Source organism: Nocardiopsis lucentensis DSM 44048, from assembly GCF_000341125.1.
Taxonomy (GTDB): Bacteria; Actinomycetota; Actinomycetes; order Streptosporangiales; family Streptosporangiaceae; genus Nocardiopsis; species Nocardiopsis lucentensis.
The window spans coordinates 1-4224 of sequence record NZ_ANBC01000621.1 but is presented as its reverse complement, the minus strand read 5'-3'; the positions used below and the strand labels follow the sequence as shown (position 1 = coordinate 4224).

The following is a 4224-nucleotide window of genomic DNA, read 5'->3' as shown; positions in this document are numbered from 1 at the left end:
CCCCGCCGCCCTCCCCGGCGGCCCCCCCGGCCGAGCCGACCGGTCGGCACTCGCGCCCTGGACCGGCGCCGTCACCGGCCCAGGTCCAGCCGCGCCCCGAACCGGGACCGGCCACACCGCCACACCGCGCCCCCGAGGCGGCACCGGCGGCGGACGACGGTCTGAACCGGGGTGACGTGCTCGGTCCCACACCTCCGGCGGAGTCCGCGCCGCCCGTCCCGGGGCCGCCCGTGACCGGACCACCCGCGCCGGGAGGACCCGCTCCGGCGGGGGGCGCCCCCATGCCCGCCGTGCCCGAGCCGGAGCCCCGCCCGGCGTGGCCGTCCACCTCGTGGGAACAGCCCGCACGACAGAACTCGTGGCAGCAGACGACCTGGGACGAGGCGGCGTGGGACCAGCCGAACCGCTGGGAGACCCCCCAGCGGGAGGCGACCCCGCAGACCACCGCCGCACCGGACTCCCCCGAGGTCCCGGCCGCTCCACAGGCGCACCCGGTGCCGGCCGAGCAGGGGCCCGCGCCCGACGCCGAGGCGCCCACGGAGCCCCCCGCCGGGAGGGAGGGCCCGGAGGAGGCGCACAAGGACGCCCCGGGGGCTCCCCCCGGCCGCTCCCCCGAGGTGCCGACGGGTGAGCACGCCCGGCTGAACCCGAAGTACACCTTCGACACGTTCGTCATCGGCTCCAGCAACCGGTTCGCCCACGCGGCGTCGGTCGCCGCCGCCGAAGCGCCGGCGAAGGCCTACAACCCCCTGTTCATCCACGGCGGCTCCGGACTGGGCAAGACCCACCTCCTGCACGCCATCGGGCACTACACGCACCGGCTCTACGAGGGCTCGCGCGTGCGCTACGTCAGCTCCGAGGAGTTCACCAACGAGTTCATCAACTCGATCCGGGACGGCAAGGCGGACGGATTCCGCCGTCGGTACAGGGATATCGACGTCCTCCTGGTGGACGACATCCAGTTCCTGGAGAACAAGGAGCAGACGCAGGAGGAGTTCTTCCACACCTTCAACACGCTGCACAACTCCGACAAGCAGATCGTCATCTCCAGCGACCGGCCGCCCAAGCAGCTGACCACGCTGGAGGACCGGATGCGCAGCCGGTTCGAGTGGGGCCTGCTCACCGACGTCCAGCCGCCGGAGCTGGAGACCCGGATCGCCATCCTGCGGAAGAAGGCGGCCCAGGAGGGGCTGGCCGCCCCGCCGGAGGTGCTGGAGTTCATCGCCAGCAAGATCTCCACCAACATCCGGGAGCTGGAGGGAGCGCTGATCCGCGTCACCGCCTTCGCCAGCCTCAACCGGCAGTCGGTCGACCTCGACCTGACCGGTCAGGTCCTGCGCGACCTCGTCCCCAGCACCGAGGTCCCCGAGATCACCGCCGGGGCGATCATGTCCCAGACCGCCGCCTACTTCGGGCTGAGCGTCGACGACCTCTGCGGGACCTCCCGTTCCCGTGTCCTGGTGACCGCCCGGCAGATCGCCATGTACCTGTGCAGGGAGCTCACCGACCTGTCCCTGCCCAAGATCGGGCAGCAGTTCGGCGGCCGGGACCACACGACGGTCATGCACGCCGACCGCAAGGTCCGCGCGCTGATGGCCGAGCGGCGGTCCATCTACAACCAGGTGCACGAGCTCACGAGCCGGATCAAGGACCAGCCCCCGCTGGCCTGATCCGGGGAGACGCGTCGGGGCGGTCCGCGACGGCGGGCCGCCCCGACGCGTTCCACGCCCCTCCCCCGTTCCCTCCCCCTCTCGCCACCGTCCCGCGCGGGGTTATCCACAGGTTCTGGGGACAACCGCCGACGCTGGACGGATTCGGCGCGTGATCCGCCCGAAGGCACCGCACCGATCACCCCCGCACGGTTTCCCCGCCCCTGTCGGGCTTGTCGCTTCTGTTGCGCTGCCCACACGCCGGGCGCGGGCGCTTCCACCAGCGTGTTCCGTCCTCATCCGCACAGGCGCGCGCAGGGGGCTGTGGACAAACCTGTGCACAACCCCTTCGTCCTGGTTCGTGAGGTCTGTGCGGGGGCTCGGAAAAAAACTTCTCGACTTTCTTGGCCGAGTTATCCACAGGATGGGGGTCAAATCTGTGGACAACCATGTGGATAACCTGTGGACAAGTGGCTCTGAGTTGTGGGTAACCGGGGGTGCTCCTGTGGACGCGTTGCCCGACCATCGGGTCATCGAACCACCGTCTGCTGTGGACAACCCGGGGGAAAACTGTGGACGCCGCTGTGGACAGAGTGTGGACAACCTGTGGGCGACGTCGTTCGTCCACAGACGACTCGAGTTACCCACAGGGTCATCCACAGTGCCTGTGGACAAAAAACTCCAGTCTGACCTGGGATAACAGTGGTTATCCACACTATCCACAGGCCCTACTACTACTGCGCACCTTCATTAACCCAGATGTGGCTTCACAACAGCTCCGCGGAAAATCTGTGGACAACTCGCCGATCAGCGAGCGACGCGGGACCCTCCCCGAGTCGTCAGCGACAGCGGTGGAATCCGGGTAACGTGTGGTCTCGCCCCTGTCCACCGCCGCCCGATCCGAGCGGCGGCCCCATGGGAGCCGAGGCCGCCCCGGCGGTGCCGGCGCACGCGCTCGCCGCGACGGTCGCCCACTCGTGCCGGAGCCTCGGTCGACCCACCCACGAGCTGCAACGTTGAGGCTTCGACCGGTCCTGCCGGTCGTGCGGAAAGTGAGTCGGAAAGTGAAGTTCCGGGTCGAACGCGACGTACTGGCCGACGCAGTCGCCTGGACCGCGCGCACACTCCCGACGCGCCCCTCGGTCCCGGTGCTCGTCGGCGTCCTGCTCGACGCAGGTGAGTTCGACGGCCGCCAGCAGGTGCGGCTGTCCGGCTTCGACTACGAGGTCTCCACCCAGGCCGCGATCGACGTCGAGGTCGAGGAGCCCGGTACGGTCCTGGTCCCCGGCAAGCTCCTGGCCGAGATCACGCGCAACCTTCCTCCACAGCCTGTGGAGATTTCCACCGACGGGGCCAAGGCCGTCGTGACCTGCGGCAGCGCCAAGTTCACGCTGACCACCATGCCGGTCGAGGACTACCCGACCCTTCCCGAGATGCCCGGGGTGAGCGGCACCGTCGGCAGTGACGCCTTCGCCGCCGCCGTCAGCCAGGTCGCCGTCGCCGCCGGACGCGACGACACGCTGCCGATGCTCACCGGTGTGCGGGTCGAGATCGAGGGCGAGACCATCACGCTCGCCTCCACCGACCGCTACCGCCTGGCCGTGCGCGAGCTGACCTGGAAGCCGGAGAACCCCGAGCTGTCCGCCGTCGCGCTCGTCCCCGCCAAGACGCTGCACGACACCGCCAAGTCGCTCACCTCGGGCGCCGAGGTGTCGATCGCGCTCTCCAGCGGCGNCGCCCCCCGCCGCACCACGACCCGGCTCCTGGACGGGGAGTTCCCCAAGTACCGCGCGCTCCTGCCGGACAGCTTCAACACCGTCGCCGAGATCAGCCGCGCCGAGTTCGTCGAGGCCGTCAAGCGCGTGTCGCTGGTCGCCGAGCGCAACACCCCGCTCCGGCTGGCCTTCAGCCCCGGCAGCCTGGTCCTGGAGGCCGGGACCGGCGAGGACGCCCAGGCCGTCGAGGTGCTGGAGGCCGACCTGGAGGGCGAGGACATCCAGATCGCGTTCAACTCGGGCTTCCTGCTCGACGGGCTCGGCGCCATCGGCACCGACACCGCGCGCCTGAACTTCACGACCTCGACCAAACCGGCGATCCTCACCGGCAAGCCCGCGGAGGAGGGTGCGGACCCCGAGTACCGCTACCTGATCATGCCGGTGCGCCTGTCCGGCTGATCCGGAACCGGTTCGATTGACTTGCGTCTGCCGTACCGCGTCCGCGGCCACCGCCCGGACCGGACGGCGCCAACGTGTCCACAGGCGGCGAAGGGGAGCACTGCCATGCAGCTCGGAATGATCGGTCTCGGCAAGATGGGCGGCAACATGGCCGCCCGGCTCCGGGAGAAGGGCCACGAGGTCGTCGGCTACGACGTGACCTCCGAGGAGCGGGACGTGGCGAGCCTGGCGGAGCTGGTCGACCGGCTCGACACGCCGCGCGTCGTGTGGGTGATGGTCCCCTCCGGTGACCCGACCGCCGCGACCATCAACGAGCTCGGCGGCCTCCTCCAGGAGGGCGACCTGGTCATCGAGGGCGGCAACTCCCACTACGTCGACGACCGGGCGCGCGCCGAGCAGCT

The 4224-nt window shown here is 70.3% G+C and carries 3 protein-coding genes; all 3 read left to right on the top strand.

Annotated features, from left to right (window positions below; genetic code table 11):
* On the top strand, window positions 1-1670 hold a 1670-nt coding region (dnaA, locus tag D471_RS0122295; RefSeq protein WP_040690662.1), incomplete at its 5' end, for a chromosomal replication initiator protein DnaA.
* A 1043-nt stretch (window positions 1671-2713) separates the two neighbouring features.
* Window positions 2714-3823 (top strand): DNA polymerase III subunit beta, encoded by a 1110-nt coding sequence (gene dnaN / locus D471_RS0122290; protein ID WP_017600675.1) that lies wholly within the window; start codon window positions 2714-2716, stop codon window positions 3821-3823.
* A gap of 105 nt (window positions 3824-3928) precedes the next feature.
* Window positions 3929-4224 (top strand): NAD(P)-binding domain-containing protein (locus D471_RS0122285; protein WP_017600674.1); only part of this gene is annotated, 296 nt, incomplete at its 3' end.